Here is a 17,861-nt window from a genome sequence, read left to right on the forward strand (position 1 = left end):
TTTCAGGCGGCCGCGGGCTCGGGACATGGCAGCGGAAGGTTCAGGAGGCTTTCGAGAAGGCGAGCCGCGTCAGCGTAAAACCCGGTGCGGTCAAACGCTGCGCACGCGGCTGCGAAGTCGGGAACCCAGCCATTCAGGCGTGCGTGCAGGTTGTGGATCACGTCGATATCGGCCTGCTCTTCGGTCAGCCCGGCAAGGCGCAGCGTTTCCTGAAGCAGTGAGAGCTCCAGCACCAGATGATCCGGCGCTTCGGGGAAGTCCGCGGAAGGCGCCAGACCCTGCTGGCGCAACAATTTGGCCATGATCCCGGCCGGCTCCTGGAAAAGCCGGCCATTGCCGACATAGGCGGATTCATAAGGAGGGGCAGACTTCGGTCCGCCCGCTCCCAGGAAGAGCAGGCAGAAGGCCTTGTTGAGTTCGACTTCGGCTTTCGTCGTTTCGCCGAAGCTGCGAACCCGTTCACGCAGGCCCTCCGCCGTGCCATTGAGTTGGGAAATCACGGCGAGCGCCGCCAACGGGCCCTGATCGAGTGGCAGGTAGAAATTCTCGACATCGCCCTTGTCCAGCGGGGCTCCGAATATTCCACTCAAAGTGGCGAGAGCCTCTGCGTAAAGCGGACCGGGAATGGTATCGGTGTGGTTCATGAGGACACTCGTTCCTGAAAGGCGGGAAGGAAGGGGATCTCGCCGGCGTTGACTGGCGAGATCCGCAAGAAGGTCAGCTCTGCTTGGGCATGTCCTTGGCGTGGAGCTGCAGGTAGTTCTGCAGGTAGCGGACTTCTTCCTTGCTGAGCGCGGTGTTGCCTTTCATGTCCTTGACGATGCCCATCCATTGGTTCGCCAGGAAATGATCGGGGGCGGGGGCGCTGTGGCAGGCACCGCAAGCGGCGCTATACATTTCCTCGCCATAGCCGGCCAGGGCGGTTTTTTCGGATGTGAAGTCGTCGATCCTGGTCCAGACGGTTATCTCGCCTTCCTTCCAGTTCAGGTCGGTGTCCGGATCGGTCTTCGTTTCAAGAACCTTGGCTTTCTCTGCCATTTCCTGGGTCACTGTGGCCAGGAACAGCCGGCGGCCCATTTCCTTGACGAGAACGCGCTCCATGCCTTCCTGCATCCAGCCGTCGATCCGCACCTTCATCCAGTCGCCGTTGCGCTCGACGACATGCACTTCCGTCAGCGGCAGGATGTTGCCGGCGGCCCGTCCGCCGTCGCCCTCAGGCTTTTCGGCGAACAGCTTAGTGGTGCTCATGGCGTAAAGCGTGTCGGCGCTGCGATTGTCGGGTGCCGCTGCGGCGATGTTCTTGAACAGTGACTTGTAGCCGCTTGCCATATCGGGCAGGTGGTGAGCGATGCCCTTGTGGCAGTCGATGCAGGTGTCTCCGTCCTTCATTGCCTTCTGCATCATTTTCGCCGCATTCGGCTTTTGATGCTCGAAATCCATGGCTTCGAAGGAATGGCAGCTACGGCATTGGGCGGAATCGTTGGCCTTCATATCGGCCCAGACGATCTTGGCCAGGCGCAAGCGCTCCTGTTCGAATTTCTCGCGCGTGTCGATCGAGCCGGTGAGCTCGCCCCAAACGTCGCGCGCCGCGAGGATCTTGGCCTTGTAAAGTGGCCAGCCGGCCTTGGGGACGTGGCAGTCCGGGCAACCGGCGCGAACACCCACGGGGTTTGTGTAGTGGATGGTCGTCTTGTACTCTTCGAAGTTGTTGTCCCGCATGGTGTGACAGCTGATGCAGAACTCTGTGGACGTCGTCATTTCCAACGCTGTGTGGAAGCCGATATAACCGACAACTCCAACGGCTATGCCGACAATGGCAAAAATGCCCGCGCCGCCTATAGCGACGGGGCGTTTCATGAAGCGGCCAATCGCTTTCAGGATTTTTTTCATTTGGTTCCCGACAGTCCGTAAGCAGATCACAATTAGGTGTAGGGGGAGGGTGTCGGGATGATGTAAAGGGAGGTGGCGATGACCTTTAACGAAGGTCGTGAAGTTGTAAACGAAATGAGACAGCCCCATGAGACCAGAACCCGCGAACAATCCCTTGGGGGTTCGGATTGCAGTCATCGATGACGAGCCGACTATTCAGGAAACCCTGAGGACCTACTTCGAAACCGCAGGATTCCACGTCTTTACGGCCGACAGCGCGGAAGCGTTCCGTCGTGTCATGGACCGCGAGCGCATCGATCTCTTCCTTCTCGACATCAAGTTGCCGGACTGCGACGGACTGACGCTGATGCGGGAGATCCGGGATCGTACAGATGCACCGGTGATCCTCGTGACATCTCGCTCCGACGAGATCGACAGAGTGATAGGACTGGAGCTGGGAGCGGATGACTACGTAACCAAACCGTTTTCCACACGAGAGCTGCTTGCCCGGGTGAACAGTGTTTTGCGGCGCACGCGCTCGGATGCAAGGGAAGAGCGAGTGGGGACTCGCCGGTTCGCGGGTTGGACACTTGATCTGGAATCACATCGGCTCACGTCACCCAACGGTGAGTCGAGCAGGTTGACGCATGGCGAGTTTGATCTGCTGGCCTCTTTGACGCGGCATCCGGGGAAGATCATGAGCCGGGATGAACTCATCGCATCTGTGACAGATCGTGAATGGAATCCGAACGATCGCACGATCGACGTTCTCATCAGCCGGCTTCGACGCAAGATCGAGCCGGAACCGGGCAAGCCTCGCCTGATCGCCACGGAATACGGTATCGGATACGTGTTCACCGAGCCGGTTACCTGAAGCGACCCTTCATGCCACCCGCATCACGCGGGGCGGGCTGTTCCCTTCGTTCCCTCAAGTTCACTGTCTGCCTGAGTTGCGAACCTCTTCAGTTCATCATCGAGAACACGAAGAAGAGTGGCTGCTGCGCGTAAGGCGACCTCGGCATCCCCGGAATCTGCCGCACGCTCGGCGTCGCGCGCATGCTTGGCAATCGTGCGGGCGCCCACATGCTCGGCACCTCCCGCCATCCTGTGAGCGATGTCCGCGATGGCCTGCAGATCGCCTTTGCGCAACGCCAGGTTAAGTCCTTCTGCGACATGTGGCGTCTCGGTTATGTATAGTTCGACGATCTTGTGGGCCCAGTCGACGCCCAGATCCCGAGCATGCTGGAGAAGGATGTTCTCTTCTTCCTCTGATGCCGCAGTGGTTTCCTCGTGGGCCAAAAGGCCGATGGCGCGGGCTATTGCGACATTCAGCTCCTGACGCAGATATGGCTTGCCCAGGAAGCCGTCGAAAAGATCGATTTCGTTGCCAAGTCTTTGTTCAGCTGTCAAATCCGCTGTCAGGGCGATTACGGGCACCATGCGGCGCGTTTCGTGGTCAAGAGCGCGGATCCTGCGGGTCGCTTCGATGCCGTCGATCCGGGGCATGGACAGGTCCATCAAGACAACATCGAAGTCTTCTCGCGCAGCGGCTTCGACCGCCGAAATACCATCTCCGACGACGGTCACTCCATGACCCGATCTGCGAAGGAATTCCTCCGCGATCATGGCATTCACGCGGTTGTCTTCGGCGACAAGTACCGAGAGCCGGGACACGGCCCTGATCTGTTTCCGCTCTTTCTCATCCTCTCCATGCGACCCCGCGATTTCGAACGGAATCCGGACGACGAAAGTCGTGCCACCCGTCTCCGGGCATTCAAACTCGATGCGACCGGCCATCATCTGCAGGAGCCCCTTGCAGATCGCCAATCCGAGCCCTGAACCGCCGAAGCGTCGCGATATGCTGCCATCCGCTTGCGTGAAAGGATCGAAAAGGATGTCGCGTCGTTCAGTCGGGATGCCAATGCCGGTATCCGCGACGACGAACCGGATCCAGGTGACGTGGGAATCGCGATGAGCCGGATCGAGATCCACGGTAAGGCTGACGGATCCGCTTTCGGTGAACTTCACAGCATTCCCGACGAGGTTGAGCAGGATTTGCCCGATTTTCGCGGGATCGCCAATCAGGTGATCGGGTACATCGGGCGCAATCCGCGAGGTGTATGAGAGCCCTTTCTGCTGAGCGGAGGTGGTGATGGCCGCCTCGACCACCGCCACTTGATCCCGCAGGTTGAACGGCATGCGTGCCAGAACGAATTTGCCGGCCTCGATACGCGAATAATCCAGGACATCGGTCACGAGATTTCGCAACAGGTCGCCCGACATTTCAAGGGCCTCGATCCAACGTCGCTGATCGGAGTTGAGCGGGCTGCCTCCCAGCAACTGCACGGTACCCAGAATGCCGTTGAGCGGGGTGCGTATCTCGTGGCTGATGGTTGCCAGGAACAGGGACTTTGCCTTGTTTGATTCTCTCGCATGGTCGACGAGATCATCGCGCAACTGGTCCAGATGCCGGCGCAGACGCTCCGCTTTCTGCACTTTCGCTCGCAGGCTTTCCAGCGTCGCGCCGATTGCGCCGGGCTCGTCTTCGTAACGGGAAACCGGGATCGGCGTCTGGTAGTCTCCACCTTCCAGTCTCTTGATGGAGGATGTGATCGTTGCCATCGGTTGGGAAAAACGTCTGCGGAGAAAGCGCGAGGTCAGATAGCTGAAGACGATCGAGAGGATCAGGGCCAGGGTCCAGAGGCTGCCATACGCGAGAACGCGGGTCTGCTCCGCTTCGGCATCCTTGCGCGCCAGATCAAGCGCGATATGGCCAATACCGATGATGGAGCCATAGACGTCGAAGCAATGACTGGCCCAGATCGCGGGATCCGCACCGCGCTTGCCCGTGCCGGAGAGACCGTTCAGAACAGAGCTCATCATGCGCTGGGTTTCGGCCGTCTTGGTTTGTCCCAGGCGCACAGCCTCTTGGAGTTGAGGATATTCGGGGAGATGAGAGGCGGTGACTTCCATCCGTCTCCACAATTCGCGATAGGCGCCGATATCCTGCTGCCAGGCGTCACGTTCTGCGGTTCGCAACCGGATGTCGCGTTCCACCGAACGCCGGAAGGCGGAGCATTGCCGTGAATAGCGGTCCCGGACAGCAAAGGACATTTCCCGGATCGCGACGAGCTGTCCCAACCGCGGATTGAGCGCGATGAGATCTGTTCCCACATGTACGGAAGTCATCACATAGGCCCGCGACATGCCGTAGATCGCCTGACGCCAACTTTCGATCTTGCCGACGTCGCGTTGACTGTGTGGCAATGTCGCCTGGTCGCGCGGAATATCTGCTAATGCCGCCTGCTGTGCGTAACTGCGCGAAAGTCGCGCAAGATCATCGGCCTTGCCGCCGAAATCGCGCTTCTCGATGCCCTGGTAGACGAGCCGGTAGATGTTGTCGACGCGGTGAAGCGCGTCATCGACTTTGCTGCCGGCATCCTCGTCGGTGAGGAGGGCGACGCCGATATTTCCGATTTCGCCCCGCGTCTCGGTGGATGCCACAAAAAGCGTGCGGTCGAGCGCGACCAAGTCGACGATACGCTTGGCATCCAGAAAATGGCCCCACGAAATCGCGACGCCGACAAGCGTAGCGCCGATGATGATCGCGATGGTCGTGCCATAGAGAAGCTTGATCCCCTTGGCGACGGATATCCGGTCGAACGGGCTCTCCCGGCGGCGCCCTCCCTGCGGCCGGTCTTTTGCCATCAGATCGGTCAGCCCCCCGGTCGGAAGCTGACCACCACGGCAGGATCCGTCTCGATCCGCCCGGCGCCAATAAGGTCGAGGCAATAGGGAATGGCCGGAAAGACGGCATCGAGCGACATCTCGATCGCAGCCGGCTTGCCGGGGAGGTTCAGATAGAACGTTTTACCGCGTGTGCCCGCTGTCTGGCGCGACAGAATGGAGGTCGGCGTCTGGGCCAGGCCGACCTTGCGCAGCAGTTCTCCGAACCCTGGCAGCTCCTTCTCCAGAACCGCCTTCATCGCCTCCGGCGTCTGGTCGCGCGGGGAGGGGCCGGTGCCGCCCGTGGTCAGCACCATGTCGGCATGTTCCTCATCGGCGATGCGGATGAGTTCGTCGCGAACGACTTCCTCGCCGTCCGGGATGATCACCCTCACGATCTCGCAAGGGCTGGTGATGGCCTTCTCCAGCCAGTCGACGATGGCGGGGCCCGAGATATCTTCGTATACGCCCCGACTCGCGCGGTCGGAAATGGTGACGACGACGATCTTCATTTTCGGATTCAGCCTCCGAGCACGGACATGTGACGGCCGATGCCGCTGACGGCCTCGGCTGCGACGGAAAGATTGTGGCATTCGGGTTTGTGTGCCACCGCGTCGAATATCTGGGTTTCGACCTGTTCATCACCCGAGGACCCGCGAAGCGCCTCACGCAGGCTGACTGAGCTATCCTTGCCAAGGCAGGTGAAGAGTTCTCCCGTGCAGCTTACGCGGAGTCTGTTGCAACTTGCACAGAAATCGCAGGAAAGCGGGGTTATGAGCCCGAGCCGGCCACCCGTCTCCTCGATCCGGACGTAGCGGGCGGGACCTCCGGTCTTGTCCTCGATTGGGACCAGGGTCCAGCGACTCTCCAGATCTTTCCTGACCTTGTCGAGTGGCAGGAAGCTCTTCGCGCGGTCGTGATGGACGTCGCCGAGCGGCATTTCTTCGATCAGTGTCAGGTCCATGCCGCGACCGTGAGCGAAGTCGATCAGATGGTCAACCTCGCGTTCGAACTCGCCGCGCATGGCGACCGAATTGAGTTTGATCTTCAGGCCGGCCTCCTGGGCGGCGTCGAGGCCGGCGAGCGCCTTCCTGACATCGCCGCCGCGCGTCAACGTGCGATAGCGCTCCGGATCAAGGCTGTCGAGCGAGACGTTGATGCGACGAAGGCCCAGTTCATGCAGCTTTCCGGCAAAACGTGGCAACTGGGTGCCATTGGTCGTCAGGACGAGTTCGTCGAGCTCGCCCGATTTGATGTGTCTGGAGAGCATCTCGAACAGGCACATGATGTTCTTGCGCACCAGCGGCTCGCCGCCGGTAATGCGGATCTTGCGCACCCCGTGGCGCATGAAGACGGCCGATAACCGGTACAGCTCTTCAAGCGTCAGCAGATCACGGTGCGAAACGAAACACATGTGCTCGGCCATGCAGTAGACGCAACGCAAATCGCAGCGATCGGTCACCGAGAGCCGCAGATAGGACATGGTGCGACCGAAGCTGTCGGTGAGGAGGGGGCCCTGGGGAACGGCCGGGAGAACGGAAGCTGGGTCTTGAGACATGCTGTTAACGTGCTCGGGAATGTTCAAGGGTGTCACGGCACCAGGCGAGCACAGCGACAGGGCTGGCCGGGAGGAGGACGGGAGAGAGAGCGCCGACATAGGCGGTCCAGGCGGAGCGATAGTCTTCATTGACAGCAGTGAGGACCGGGACGTCGAGTTCCAGTGCCGTTTCGAAAACGGCACGCATCCCGCCACCATCCGCCTCCGCACGCCCGAAGCGGTTGACCACTGCAATATCGGGCAGTGCCGGCAGGCGTGACAGTACCGACGCGGTCACTCTGGCGAGCTTGTCGGGATCGAGCTGGCAGCTTTGGGAGGACGGACCCAGCGACTGCATGATTGGTATGCGCTCGCCGGTTTCGACGTCTTCCATCACCGTCGTTTCGGGACATCCGGGATCGTTGCAGGCGCCGCGCTGAATAAAGCCGACGACCGTCCGCCCCTCGTCACGCAGGGAGGCGAGGATGATATCGAAAAGCGGTTCGATCGAGCCCTTTTCATCGGCGGCGATTGCCGCGAGGCGATAGTCGCTCGTCACGGTCGTATCCCGGCTTTTGTGTTGGGCGGCAGGCAGGGCTTTCGGTTCGCGCGATCGCCTGCGGCAGGAGACCTTGTGTAGCCTTGGTGTCGTCGTCCGCAAACATGCGCATCATCTGTTCATGCTGGCGAAACGTCGCGACAGACGCAACTATCGGTTGGGACCAGGCGGTACGTCGGTTCCCTTCCAATCTCCCTTTTGCGAGCGATGGCGGGATGGAGCCTTGATTTGCCTCAAGAGACGAAGTGATGGTGTGCGAATTCTGCGGGCACAAGCGCGCAGGAAGCGCAGCAACCCGCGATTGTGGCGCCGTGCGCGACAAATCGCCATAAGCATGGTCGCTCACCGGGGAGGCGGCCGATAGATGCGCTGTCAGCGGTGTCTTGATGGGGCCCGGCGAATTCGCGATGATCGCTGCGCATCCATTTGCTTCGCCGACTTTTGCATTCCGCGGCGAACGTTCCCTTTCCTTGGAGTTGTTTCATGACGCTTTACCGCCTGGACGATCATGCACCGCAGAGCGATGGAGATGCCTTCTGGGTTGCCCCCGATGCGCATGTGATCGGTCAGGTGGTCATCGGCCGAGATGTCGGAATATGGTTCGGCTGTGTTCTGCGTGGGGACAACGAGCCGGTCCGCATCGGCGCGCGCAGCAATATTCAGGAAATGACGATGATCCACACCGACCCCCGCTTTCCGGTGACGATCGGCGAGGGCTGTACCATCGGACATCGGGCGATCATCCATGGCTGCATGATCGGCGACAATTCGCTGATCGGTATGGGTGCAACCGTTCTGAATGGCGCGAAGGTCGGAAAGAACTGTCTGATCGGTGCCGGAGCGCTCGTCACTGAAGGAAAGGAAATCCCGGACGGCAGCCTCGTCATGGGAATGCCGGGCAAGGTGGTTCGCGCACTCGGGGAAGAGGCAATCGCCGACCTGCGCCTGTCAGCCGACAGATATGTCGCCAACTGGAAACGTTACGCGGCGGGGCTTGCTGAGGTTTGACGGCGGGCAATCGCCGATGAGATCTCGCGCCTTGGGGAAATACGGCCGAAAGCCACGCTCGGCGTGGCGGAGGCGAGGCACCTGACTACGAAATTCCGACGCATGCAGGAAGGGCCGCAGCTTTTGCCGCGGCCCTCTGTATCCCCGCCAATGATCCTCACAAAATGAGGGTCAACGCGAGCCTTCCAAAAGGGGAGTGATCCTGCGGATCGTCACCCGCCTGTTTCTGCGCTCCCGCTCAAGCGTATCGATCTTCAGATATTCCTCGCCGTAGCCCTGGGTAACGAGGTTCTCGGGCGGAATGGCGAAGTAGTCCGACAAGGCGATAGCAACCGATTCAGCCCGGGCATCGGAAAGCCGGAGGTTGTAGTCGTAGGATCCTGGCGCATCCGTATGGCCTTCGACGAGAAAGACCTCTGCAGGATCTCGGGCCAATTCGTCCTGGATCGAGACGCCGATCGCCTCGAGCTGGTCATACTGGTCGCCGGGAATTGCGGCCGAGTCGAAGGCAAACGTCAGGCTCAGGTCAACGCGGCGCATTTTGGCACGCAAGCGCTCGTTACGCCTGATTTCGTAGAGGGAATACGGCCTCTCTACCCGCTCGACCGGCCCTGCACGCAGGGCTTCCTCGATCATTGGCCTGCGCCCGGCTTCACCTTCCACGATGTAGCGATCTCTTGGAATGTCCACGCGAAGTGGCGGTAACCGCAGGGGGCGCTCGTCGCGACGCACGCGATCATTGTCAATCAGGACGATCTCGCGGCCATCCCGTGTCCTGCGAACGCGGCGGACGATATCTCCATCACGATCACGAACGGTAATGACGGCGCTGCCATTGGGACGGCGGATTACGGTCTGCGTCCGTCCACCCGACAGCTTTCGCACGTCGCGCTCGCCCCTGCGTCCGTCGAAGCGGTCTTCGTCGTTGGAACGAACGGTGACATTGCCGTCGTTCCGGATGATCACGCGTCCGTTCACACCGGGGATCGGAACGGAATATTCAAGCGCTCGGTCCTTGTCGGGTTTCCTGCGGTTCCTGTCGCGATCCTGGCTTTTGTCCGCAGCCCCGTTCCTGTCGTTCGCACGCTCGTCGCGTTGTTTGCGTCCGTCTGCATCGCGCTTTCGATCCGGCGGACGACGGTCTTCCGCTTGCGGACGGCGATCCATATTGTCTCGGCGTTCGTCAGGGCGCTTGCGCCCATCGAACTCTCTCGACCTCGGCTTCGCGCCAGGTTGTGCTTCCTGTCGCGGCCTCTGGCGTTGCTCGGGGCGCTTCCGCTCACGCTCGGCGGCACCGGAAGCGGGAGGCGCCTCGCGCGCTTTCTCCGGCCGTGCGGGCGCGGGTTGCTCGGGGCGGGGCTGTCTCGCCTCGTCCTTCGGTTTGTGTTCGCGCGAGGCCTTCTCTTTCTTCAACTCCTGATGCAGCCGTTGCTGGGTCTGCGAGTTGCGATTTCCGTCTTGCGAAGGCGACTTCTTCTCGAGAGGGCGCAATGCCGGTCCTTCGCCTTTCGCTTTCTGAGACGGTGCCTTCTTTCCATTGTCACGGCATCCGGGTGAATCCGGGTTCTTCTGACATTTGAAGATCGGTGGCAATGCAGACTGAGCAAGCTTGAGTTCAGCAGCATCGGCGCGGGGCGTTCCCATGACAGAGAGCCCAAGCAAGCCGACGGAAATTGCAGCGCCCAGAAGCCTCGCCATGTTGATTTGACCGGGCATGGTAATCGGAAAACCTCGCATTTGAACGGGCCTATTCAGGTGTGGGGTCGAACACTGCCGACGTTGCGGAAACAATGTGATGCACTTTGCGGTGAAAACCGGGCGTACAGGGAAAATGTTCCCCACATCGTTCCAAATTTTCAAAAAAACACCCCCGGGGCGATGTGCTCCGGGGGCTTCTTCTGCCTTGATGAGGCATAGGGAACTGTATCTGCGAACGATTAGTAAGACTTGGCCAGTCCAACCGGTTGCGAATGAGCGATGACACCCTCATACGGCCGCGTGGAACTGTTCAAGGTCTGGTCGCGCGTGGCTTCCCCGCGGGAGAAGGCGACGCCCGACTTCAACGTCGGAGCCGCGATCACGTGTTCTACGGGCCGGGTCGTCCTGGTGCCGTAACCGGTATCCATACGCGTGGCGCCGTAATTGGAAGTGACGCCGACAGGCTGCGGTGAACTGATCACGCCCTCGATGGGACGGGTATTGTTGTTCGCGGCGAGAGCGATACTCGGAGCGGCAATCGCGAGTGCCGCAATCCCGGCAACAAGCGTCTTGTTCTTGATAAACATTGTTGCGCCTTTCCTTGTTCAATGCTTGTCGTGGCGATCGGCCGACCCCGAAGGGCCCGTCGACCGCGCTTTCAGGAAATAAACGCGCGCTTCAAGAGTTGGTTTCATTCGGCGTGAAAAAAATTTACGCCCCTGAAAAAAATTACAATCCAAAACCGGGCTTCAACGAATGGCGATAGCCGTGAGAGATTGTCGTTCAGGCGTGAGGAGAAAACCCGCGGACGTTTGTCGCGCGATAACGCCCGGAACCCTGCTTCATACGGTGGGCGATAAAACAGAGCGGCTGAATCGACATATCGGGACGTGGTGAGAGAACGTCAATCGTTCGGAGTTGTGATGTTGGGTTGGACTGGCCTGTGGGCCTGATCGTCCACACGTCTTGGCGTCTTCCGCTCACTGCTTTCCTTCGGCCCTGCCTTTTTCTGCGTCGTAGGAGGTTGGCCCGTTGCATCGGGTGTTTTGGTGATTGTTTTGGGGGGTGGCGTCTGTTTGACCGTCTCGTCATGCGGGTGCGGCGTATTCTGAGCGCCCGCCGCATCCGCTCCGATCACAGGAGCGAAGATCGCCGCAGCAGCCAGGGCCGCGATGAGTTTTCCCGGTGTGCGTATCATTTGCGTTCTTTCCTCGCGTTGATCGAGCGAAACGAACCGGAGCCTCCAAGCATGGGAACCGCGCGTTTCGCTCGGCATGAGCCCAACAACCGAGAAAAGGTTTGACCAAATCGTCGTGTTTTTTGCGTGCCGATGAAATGACGAAAAGAAGGCGGCGTTGCATTGCCGTGCGGTTGGAAAGGCAGCCTTCTTTCCGATGTTTCGCGCCGATGGTACGGCGGTATCAGGGTTCTATCGGGGTATCCGGATCTCCGCCCCATTCTGTCCAGGATCCGTCGTAGACTGCCACGTGGCGGGCCCCGATTTCATCCAGCGCAAGCGCGAGAATCGCGGCGGTGACGCCGGAACCGCAGGTGGTGATGACCTGTTGCGCCGGATCCACGCCCGCTTCGCGAAACACCGCGGCGAGGCCTTCGGTCGGCTTGAGCCGGTTCTCGCTCTCGAGAAGACCCTTGTAATGGACGTTGATACTGCCTGGAATGTGTCCGCCGCGCAGGCCCGGACGCGGTTCGGGCTCCTGGGCATCGAAACGTGCCCGGGAACGTGCGTCCACGATCTGGGTCCCATTGGCGGACGCGATGCGCATGTCATCGATATCGCGCAGCACTGCGTGGTTGAGCCTGGCCGTGAAATGGCGCTCCGGCCTGGAAACCTCGCCGGTTTCAAGCGGTCGGTCTTCCGCCTGCCATTTTGGCAGTCCTCCGTCGAGCACATAGACGTGCTCGGCCCCCATCGCCTTGAACATCCACCACACGCGCGCGGAGATAAGCCCCAGACTGTCATACGCCACGATTGTCTGGCCGTCGCCGATCCCCATCTTGCGCATCATCGAGGAAAAGGCCGCAGCAGAAGGCAGCATGTGCGGCAGATCGCTGGATGTATCCGCAATGGCATCGATATCGAAAAAGAGGGCACCAGGGATATGGGCGTCCAGATATTCGCGCTTTGGGTCGCGATTTTCGGCGGGCATGTGCCACGATCCGTCGAGCACCACCACGTCCGGCGCATGGAGATGGTCCTGAAGCCAGTCCGTTGATACGAGATTGCGGCGGTCCATATGACCTCCCTTGAATGTTCTTCGTGATTGATTGGGGGTGGAGCTCAGTCGTCCAGTCGGATGCGGATGCGCCGGTTGAGGCGGCCTTTCTTTTCAATCTTGGTGATTGTGACCTGTCCGATTTCGGAGGTCGTCCTGACGTGCGTGCCGCCGCACGGCTGGAGATCGAAGTTCGCGCCGATCCTGACCAGTCGCACTAGGCCGGAACCACGCGGCGGCGAGACGCTCATCGATTTTATCAAATCGGGATTGGCGTCGAGTTGCGCGTCGGTGATCCATTCGGTCGTGACCGGATGATCCGCATTGACCGCCTCCATGATCGCGGCGAGCACGGCGTCGCGGTCGGGCGGATCCTGCATGTTGAGATCGATCCGGCTCTCTTCCTCGCCGATCTGCGCCCCGGTGATCTTCGTGCGCATCGCGGCGCAGATGATGTGAAGAGCAGTGTGCATGCGCATGTGGCGATAGCGCCGATGCCAGTCGATCGTGGCGACGATCGTTTCGCCCACGTCCGGCAAGGGGCCTTCGGCGGCCGGCACGTGGACGATCTGCTCCTTGCTCTCACCAAATACGGTTGCGCCGATGGCGATGCTGCTTCCATCCGGGCGCTCGATCATGCCGGTATCGCCGGGCTGACCTCCGCCGGTGGCGAAGAAGATGCTCCGGTCAAGCAGAATGCCGCCCCGCTCGTTGACGCCGGTCACGCGCGCCTGGCAGGTCTGAAGATAGGAGTCGTCGCGGAAAAGAGCCTCGGTCATGGAGTTGCCCAAGGTTGGAAGGGAACGGGAGTTTCGGACCTTAGAGCAAGGGCGGGGGCAAAGGAAATAGCCCTTGGCCAGCGACCGCTCTCAAAGCAGCGGCGCAAAGAGGCGCGCAAACCTGCTCGCAAGCCGGCGCCACCGGGGTCTTGTCTGGAAGTCGGCCGGCTGAAGATTGACGCTGTGGGAGAAGTCGTTTTCGAGCATCCGCTGGATGAAGGCAATCGAACCGGGGGCCGTAAGCCACAAGGTGATCTCGAAATTGATGTGGAAGGAGCGGTTGTCGAAGTTCACCGTGCCGATGCTCGCCAGCCGATCGTCCACAAGAACGACCTTCTGGTGCAGAAACCCGGCCTTGTAGAAGTATGCCTGCACGCCTTGTGCGGCCATTGTCTCGGCGAAGCAGTCGCTGGCAAGGCCTACGAACCAGTTGTCCGGGCGATAGGGGACGAGGAGCCGGACATCGACGCCGCGCAGCACGGCAGCGGCCAGTGCCGTCTGGATATCGTCTCCGGGCACGAAGTAGGGGCTGACGATCCATAGCCGTTTGCGCGCTTGTCCGATGGCCTCGGTGAAGGCGATGGCGCTTGTCTCTATGGTATCTGCCGGTCCCGATGGCATGATCAGCACTGGCTCGCCGTCAGCATGCGGTATGGGATCGGGCCAGGTGACGGGAAGCGTTTCACCTGTCGCCCAACGCCAGTCCTCGGCGTAGGATATCTGGGCTGCCAGCGCTGCCGGACCGGACACGCGCACATGTGTGTCCCGCCAGTGTTTGAACGCGGGCGTGTCGCCAAGATACTCGTTGCCGATGTTGAGACCTCCGATCCATGCCTGTCGCCCATCGGCAATGACGACCTTGCGATGGTTGCGGAAGTTGATGCGGAACGGTCTCAACAAAGAGAACATCGGACGGCTGCGGTTGAAGCCGCAGACAAGGACGCCGGCCTCTTCCAGCTTGCTCAGGTAGCGGCGCGGCAGTCCGGCTGAACCGATATCATCGTAGACAAGCAGCACGGTGAGCCCCGCGCGCGCCTTCTCCATCAGCAACCGGGCAAGCTCGCGGCCGACACGGTCGTCGCGGATGATGTAGAACTGAAGCAGCACGTAGGTTTCGGCCGCGCGGATTCCTTCGAAGATCGAATCGTAGGTTGCCTGTCCATCGATCAGGACCTCGACCTCGTTGCCATCCAGAAACGGTAGATGGGAGATGTTGGCCAGAAGTGTCCAGGTGTCCGATGCGCGATCCGCACGGTGGATGATGCGCAAATCGCTCCCCGGCTCATCGCTGCCCGACTTTGGAAGCCTGCCACCTGTACGCCTGCGCACGCGCACATAGTCGTCAAACCGTTTCCATCCGAAAGCGAGATAGAGAAACACGGTCAGGTAGGGAAAGAAGAAAAGCGACAGGAGCCAGGCGATCGAGCCCTGCGAGCTGCGTCCGTAGAGAAGCTCGCGCACCGCGCACACGGCCGCCAGAGTATAAAAGAAAAGAACGATTACGACAGGGATGGCGATGCCGACCTTCTCTATCAAAGCCGTCATGGTCGCCATCCACCCATCATGTTTCCGCTCGCCTCGGGTCTCTGCCGTGTTGTTCCTGGTGTCGCGAGCGTTATGAGGCCGCTCTGTGACACCAGGGAGGCGAGCCGCTCCCGAGACTATTCATGCTGATCAGCCAATATCAATGCGATCGCAAGAGGTTTCCTCATGTCGGTTCGTAGGGAACGGCGATCTCCGTCTTGCGTTCCATCCACGCCGGCACGGGCAGCCCCTTGGAGCGGAGAAAGTCGGGGTTGAAGAGCTTCGACTGATACCGGTTGCCGAAATCGCAAAGCACGGTGATGATCGTGTGGCCGGGCCCCAGCTCGCGCGCGAGCCGGATTGCGCCGGCGACGTTTACACCCGACGATCCGCCGAGGCACAGGCCTTCGTGTTCCAGAAGATGAAAGACCTCGGGCAGCGCCTCTTCGTCGGCGATCTGAAAGGGGAAGTCGAGAGGTAGCCCCTCCAGGTTCGCGGTGATCCGTCCTTGGCCGATGCCTTCGGTGATCGAGCTGCCTTCCGACTTGAACTCGCCGCTTGTGTAGTAGCTGTAGAGCGCGGCTCCCATCGGATCGGCGAGGCCGATCTTGATATCCTTGTTGCGCTCCTTGAGCGCCATGGCGACGCCTGCAAGCGTTCCGCCCGAACCAACGGCGCAGATGAACCCGTCGATCTTGCCGTCCGTCTGGTTCCAGATTTCAGGACCCGTCGTTTCGATATGCGCGCGACGGTTGGCAACGTTGTCGAACTGGTTCGCCCAGATCGCACCGGCCGGTTCGCTTTGCGCCATCTGCGCAGCGAGACGACCGGACACTTTCACGTAGTTGTTGGGGTTCTTGTAGGGCACCGCCGGCACTTCAACGAGCGTCGCACCGGCCAGCCGCAACATGTCCTTCTTTTCCTGGCTCTGCGTCTCGGGGATGACGATCACCGAACGAAAGCCCAGAGCATTTCCCACGAGCGCCAGCCCGATGCCGGTATTGCCCGCCGTGCCTTCCACGACGACCCCACCCGGTCCCAGGGCGCCGCGCTCTATCGCATCGCGGATGATGAAGAGTGCCGCGCGATCCTTTACCGATTGACCGGGGTTGAGAAATTCGGCCTTGCCGAGGATTTCGCAACCGGTCAGTTCGGAAGCCCGGTTCAGACGGATAAGCGGCGTGTTGCCGATCGCATCCACGACAGAGGGGCAAATGGACATGTTTCCTCGGAGATTTATGGTTCAAGGAAGGCCAAGCTAATGCTCGCTTTCCCCTCCATCAAGCGAACCGGTTTTTACCTCACGCCGATGCGAGGAAAAATAACGGGCGCAAGGTGGCGATTTGCGGAAACCGGTTTGCCCGCGATGGCGCGGGAGAGCCTTACGAACGCGCGCGCTTCATTTCCTCATAGGACGCCAACGCACGCTTGCGGGCTTTCGAATGGTCGACGAGGGGGGACGGATACGTCTGCCCCAGCGTGATCTTGGCCGACTTCAGAGCCGCTTCGGGAGCATCCCAGGGGTGATGGAGCCAGCGCTTGTCGAGAAGTGCCAGTTCGGGCACCCAATGTCGCGTGTAGGCGCCGTCGGGATCGAATTTCTCTCCCTGGAGCACCGGATTGAAGATCCGAAAATATGGGGCGGCATCCGCGCCGCAACCGGCGACCCATTGCCAGCCGGCCGGATTGTTGGCCGGATCCGCATCAACGAGCGTGTCCCAGAACCATTTCTCGCCAGCGCGCCAGTCGATCAGCAGGTGTTTGGTCAGGAACGAAGCGGTGATCATCCGCACGCGATTGTGCATCCACCCGGTGGCCCACAGTTCACGCATGCCCGCATCCACAACCGGATAACCCGTCCGGCCCTCCTGCCAGCGCGCCAGCGCCACCTCATTCTCGGCCCAGGGGAAATGGTCGAAGTCGGAATTGAAATTTCGAACGGCGAGGGCAGGATGCGCTGCGAGCAGCTGATGGCAGAATTCGCGCCAGCCGAGCTCGGCCAGGAACTTCTCGCCTGCACGGTCGGGAATGTCACCCGAGCTCTGGGCGGCCTTGACGCTGTGCCAGATCTGGCGCGGCGATATTTCTCCGAACCGCAAGGAGGGGGAGAGCCGGGAGGTAACCGCCTCTGCGGGAAAATCGCGCCCCTCGGCATAATCAAGAACCGGATGTCCGAGAAAGACCTGTAGACGCCGTTGCGCATCTTCTTCGCCCGGCGTCCATGCCTCGGCGATGCCGCCGGCCCAGTCAGGTGCTGTCGGTCGGAGGCACCATGCGTCCAGTATGTCTCCCGATATCTCACCTTCCCATCCGCTCATTGCCTTAGGAATGGGAAGGGGCCTTTCGGGCGACAGGCGGCAGGCAGCGCGCCAGAACGGGGTGAATACCCGGTAGGCCGCGCCAGAGTTCGTTCTCAGGTCATTTGTTGAGAACAGAACGTTCGCCTGAAAATGTGCTGAATCGATTCCTCGGTTTTTCAGGGCTCCGACAAGGGACTTATCCTCGTCGGCCTCACTATCCGCCCCCGCGCGCCGGTTCCAGAAGACCGCCTGCGCCTTTAGCGAGGTGGCCAGGTCGACAAGGTGTTCCATGGCCGGCCCGCGTCGCAAGACCAGCGGAATGCCACGTTTGCGCAAATCCTTTTCCAGAGCCCGCAGCGAACCAGCGAGCCACCATCGCGCCGCGCCACCGAGGGGGCGCCGCGTCTCTTCATCGAGCAGGTACAAGGCGACGATCGGTGCTTCCGAACTGGCGGCTCTGGTCAGCGCCGGATTGTCGGATAGCCGAAGGTCGTCACGAAACCACACTATGTGCGGACGGGAGGGGGACATTTCTTGCTCGTCAGCTTTGCCGGGGGAGAGGGAAAAGGGAACGTTCGGGGCTATAGAGTGCCGGCGCGGGATATGGCAATGGTGGCCGGGTCTCTA

General features: G+C 60.7%; 16 protein-coding genes. 2 read left to right on the plus strand and 14 right to left on the minus strand.

The genetic code is table 11. The features are described 5' to 3' along the window. Positions 1–2: 2 nt before the first annotated feature. Both C8N35_RS11875 and torC read right to left on the minus strand, forming a co-directional pair. Positions 3–644, minus strand: a complete 642-nt coding sequence (locus C8N35_RS11875) for a molecular chaperone TorD family protein (protein WP_107989895.1) — start codon at positions 642–644, stop codon at positions 3–5. Positions 645–717: 73 nt separating this feature from the next. After that, on the minus strand, positions 718–2,019 hold the full coding sequence (gene torC / locus C8N35_RS11880) for a pentaheme c-type cytochrome TorC (RefSeq protein ID WP_245926765.1): 1,302 nt from the start codon (positions 2,017–2,019) through the stop codon (positions 718–720). Between torC and C8N35_RS11885 the strand changes: the two genes are divergently transcribed. Then, positions 2,018–2,743 carry a response regulator gene (locus C8N35_RS11885; RefSeq protein ID WP_107989896.1) on the plus strand — a complete coding sequence of 242 codons (726 nt, stop codon included), beginning with the start codon at positions 2,018–2,020 and terminating at the stop codon, positions 2,741–2,743. The two genes, torC and C8N35_RS11885, sit on opposite strands and share 2 nt — an antisense overlap. Positions 2,744–2,766: 23 nt before the next feature. On the opposite strand, the gene C8N35_RS11890 is transcribed toward C8N35_RS11885, so the two are convergent. The 4 genes from C8N35_RS11890 to C8N35_RS11905 form a co-directional block, all read right to left on the minus strand. After that, positions 2,767–5,400 carry an ATP-binding protein gene (locus C8N35_RS11890; protein ID WP_170122087.1) on the minus strand — a complete coding sequence of 878 codons (2,634 nt, stop codon included), beginning with the start codon at positions 5,398–5,400 and terminating at the stop codon, positions 2,767–2,769. A gap of 185 nt (positions 5,401–5,585) precedes the next feature. Beyond that, positions 5,586–6,107, minus strand: a complete 522-nt coding sequence (gene mog / locus C8N35_RS11895) for a molybdopterin adenylyltransferase (protein WP_107989898.1) — start codon at positions 6,105–6,107, stop codon at positions 5,586–5,588. A gap of 8 nt (positions 6,108–6,115) precedes the next feature. Continuing rightward, complete coding sequence (gene moaA, locus C8N35_RS11900) at positions 6,116–7,153, minus strand: GTP 3',8-cyclase MoaA (RefSeq protein WP_107989899.1); 1,038 nt, start codon at positions 7,151–7,153, stop codon at positions 6,116–6,118. 4 nt (positions 7,154–7,157) lie between these two features. Beyond that, positions 7,158–7,691: a DUF2478 domain-containing protein gene (locus C8N35_RS11905; protein ID WP_170122088.1), complete on the minus strand. Its 534-nt coding sequence runs from the start codon at positions 7,689–7,691 to the stop codon at positions 7,158–7,160. Positions 7,692–8,174: 483 nt separating this feature from the next. Between C8N35_RS11905 and C8N35_RS11910 the strand changes: the two genes are divergently transcribed. Further along, a complete protein-coding gene (locus C8N35_RS11910) occupies positions 8,175–8,699 on the plus strand; it encodes a gamma carbonic anhydrase family protein (protein WP_107989901.1) in 525 nt (174 codons plus the stop codon). A gap of 171 nt (positions 8,700–8,870) precedes the next feature. Here C8N35_RS11910 and C8N35_RS11915 read toward each other — a convergent pair whose 3' ends face one another. From C8N35_RS11915 to C8N35_RS11945, 8 genes are all read right to left on the minus strand, one after another. Further along, positions 8,871–10,397 (minus strand): OmpA family protein, encoded by a 1,527-nt coding sequence (locus C8N35_RS11915; protein ID WP_170122089.1) that lies wholly within the window; start codon positions 10,395–10,397, stop codon positions 8,871–8,873. A 239-nt stretch (positions 10,398–10,636) separates the two neighbouring features. Then, entirely contained in the window at positions 10,637–10,984 is a 348-nt protein-coding gene (locus C8N35_RS11920; RefSeq protein WP_107989903.1) for a hypothetical protein, read from the minus strand. Positions 10,985–11,301: 317 nt separating this feature from the next. Continuing rightward, on the minus strand, positions 11,302–11,595 hold the full coding sequence (locus C8N35_RS23655; RefSeq protein WP_146177386.1) for a hypothetical protein: 294 nt from the start codon (positions 11,593–11,595) through the stop codon (positions 11,302–11,304). Between the two features lie 223 nt (positions 11,596–11,818). After that, entirely contained in the window at positions 11,819–12,652 is an 834-nt protein-coding gene (gene sseA, locus C8N35_RS11925; protein WP_107989904.1) for a 3-mercaptopyruvate sulfurtransferase, read from the minus strand. Positions 12,653–12,696: 44 nt separating this feature from the next. Then, positions 12,697–13,410 (minus strand): alanyl-tRNA editing protein, encoded by a 714-nt coding sequence (locus C8N35_RS11930; protein WP_107989905.1) that lies wholly within the window; start codon positions 13,408–13,410, stop codon positions 12,697–12,699. Positions 13,411–13,500: 90 nt separating this feature from the next. After that, on the minus strand, positions 13,501–14,955 hold the full coding sequence (gene cls / locus C8N35_RS11935) for a cardiolipin synthase (protein ID WP_107989997.1): 1,455 nt from the start codon (positions 14,953–14,955) through the stop codon (positions 13,501–13,503). Between the two features lie 163 nt (positions 14,956–15,118). Further along, positions 15,119–16,156: a cysteine synthase A gene (locus C8N35_RS11940; protein WP_107989906.1), complete on the minus strand. Its 1,038-nt coding sequence runs from the start codon at positions 16,154–16,156 to the stop codon at positions 15,119–15,121. Positions 16,157–16,316: 160 nt separating this feature from the next. Then, complete coding sequence (locus tag C8N35_RS11945; RefSeq protein ID WP_107989907.1) at positions 16,317–17,765, minus strand: cryptochrome/photolyase family protein; 1,449 nt, start codon at positions 17,763–17,765, stop codon at positions 16,317–16,319. Positions 17,766–17,861 lie beyond the last annotated feature (96 nt).

It is taken from the genome of Breoghania corrubedonensis (assembly GCF_003053845.1).
Lineage (GTDB): Bacteria > Pseudomonadota > Alphaproteobacteria > Rhizobiales > Stappiaceae > Breoghania > Breoghania corrubedonensis.